We start from the raw sequence: 2,120 nt of genomic DNA on the forward strand, positions 1-2,120 counted from the left end.
CGATACGTCGGTGAGCTTTGCCAGGATCGAGATAGCCGATCTGCTCGCCGCGCTGCGCGCGCCCGACGGCATGGATTTGCTCAATGACAACGAATGGGAGTGGCGGGGCCATGAACGCATTGCCGAATGACATGGAGGCGGACGATTCCCCGCCGAGCGAGGGTTCCGCTCTCAAAAGCGTGCGCACTCTCATGACGCAAAGCGGTGTTCCCTTCGGCACGAGCGGCGTCAGGGGACCGGTCTCGGCCATGACCGACGCGCTCTGTTTTGCCTATACCAGCGCGTTCCTCCAGTATTTGCGATCGATCGATGAGTTCGCCCCTGGCCAGACCGTGGCGCTGGCCGGCGATCTGCGTCCCAGCACACCGCGGATCGTGCAGGCCTGTGCGGCGGCGGTCCGCGCCGCCGGCGGCGTGGTGGTGAACTGCGGGCTCGTACCGACACCGGCGCTGGCCTTTTACGCGCTGGGCCGCAAGATGCCCTCGATCATGGTGACGGGAAGCCATATCCCGGCTGATCGGAACGGGATCAAATTCTACCGACCGACGGGCGAGGTCCTCAAGTCGGACGAGGCCGGCATACTCGAGCAGCGGATCTCACCCCACGACAGCCTTTTCGATGCATCGGGCGCACTCCTGAGCGCTGAACCGCTACCCCCGACCGTCGAGATCATAAGCGCCTATCGCGATCGGTACCTCGGCTTCTTCGGCGCGGAGGCCCTCAAGGGCATGACAGTCGGGGTCTACCAACATTCCGCGGTGGGGCGGGACGTCCTGGTGAGCGTGCTCGAGGCGCTCGGCGCCACCGTTCTGCCATTCGGCCGATCCGAAACCTTCGTGCCGGTCGACACCGAAGCCATTCGCGATGAGGACATCATTCTGGCGCAGGCGTGGGCGAGCGAGCACACGGTCGATGCGATCGTGTCCACCGACGGGGATTCGGACCGGCCGCTCGTCGCCGACGCGCAGGGGACCTGGCTTCGCGGCGATATCACCGCCCTTCTGTGCGCTCGCGCGCTTGGCGCGGACCGCGTCGTGACCCCGGTGAGCAGCAATAGCGCGGCCGAGCTTTCAGGCGCGTTTGTCGCGGTTCGGCGGACGCGGATCGGTTCACCCTATGTGATCGCCGCCATGCAGGAGGAGATCGCGGCCGACCCGGGCGCGATCGTCTGCGGTTATGAGGCCAATGGCGGCGTCCTGCTCGGCTCGACGGTGCTCGACGGTGATCATCCGCTGGATGCCCTTCCCACGCGCGACGCTGTCTTGCCGATCGTTTCGGTACTCGCCGCCGCCAAGCGAAGCAGCGTCGCGGAACTGGTCGCGAGCCTGCCGCAGCGCGCCACCCATAGCGACCGCCTCCCGGATGTGGCGCCGGCGCAAAGCGCGGCGCTTCTGGTCTGGCTCAGGGAGGGATCGGCCGAGGAGCAACGGGCGCGCATCGAAACCTATTTCGGTACGATTGGCGGCCAGGTCGTAGAGATCGACACCACCGATGGTCTGCGCGTGACATTCGACCGCGGCGTCGTGATCCATCTGCGCGCGTCGGGCAATGCGCCGGAACTGCGCTGCTACACCGAGGCGACGACCGCTGCTGCCGCGGAGGACCTAAGCCGGTGCGCGCTGATCATCCTTCGCGACGAATTGTTGCCTCTTTCTCATCCGGATTGAAACCAAAGCCGGCGGCATCAGTTTGCCTTTCATCGCGATGATCATAAGGCGCGAGGTGGGCGTGTGCCTGTAAGATAGCGACCGTGAGAGCAGGGAGCGAAGATGCTGCTGGCTACCAGGACCTTCCGGGCGTAACTCCGTATAAACCGTCTGGAGCCACGCTTGACCGAACACACCAAAATACCAGAACCCTATGAAGACATATTTGTGGGGGACAGCGAAATGGCCCGGCTGCTGCGTGTCCATGATTGGACAGCAACGCCACTTGGTCCTCCGGAAGACTGGCCCGACGGGCTCAAAGTCGCGCTACGGCTGCTGCTGACGTCGAAATTCGAGATGTGGCTCGGTTGGGGGCCGGACATCCATTTCTTCTACAACGACGCGTATCGGCCGACATTAGGCAACAAGCACCCGCGCTCCATTGCCATGCCGACGCGCGAGCTGTGGGCCGAG

1 protein-coding gene and 1 pseudogene are annotated in these 2,120 nt (G+C 64.5%); both read left to right on the top strand.

Annotated features, from left to right (window positions below):
- The first annotated feature begins 110 nt into the window (after nt 1-110).
- Nucleotides 111-1,667, top strand: coding sequence for a phosphomannomutase (locus RT424_RS24145; RefSeq protein ID WP_313443397.1), 1,557 nt, complete (start codon nt 111-113; stop codon nt 1,665-1,667).
- 162 nt (nt 1,668-1,829) lie between these two features.
- A pseudogene (locus tag RT424_RS24150) lies at nt 1,830-2,120 on the top strand (hybrid sensor histidine kinase/response regulator); the annotation flags it as partial.

It is taken from the genome of Novosphingobium sp., assembly GCF_032093395.1.
Classification (GTDB): Bacteria; Pseudomonadota; Alphaproteobacteria; order Sphingomonadales; family Sphingomonadaceae; genus Novosphingobium.

Bases quoted from the DNA above. Each gene is read 5' to 3' on its own strand.
- RT424_RS24145 (WP_313443397.1), top strand. From the start codon at position 111: ATGAACGCATTGCCGAATGACATGGAGGCGGACGATTCCCCGCCGAGC.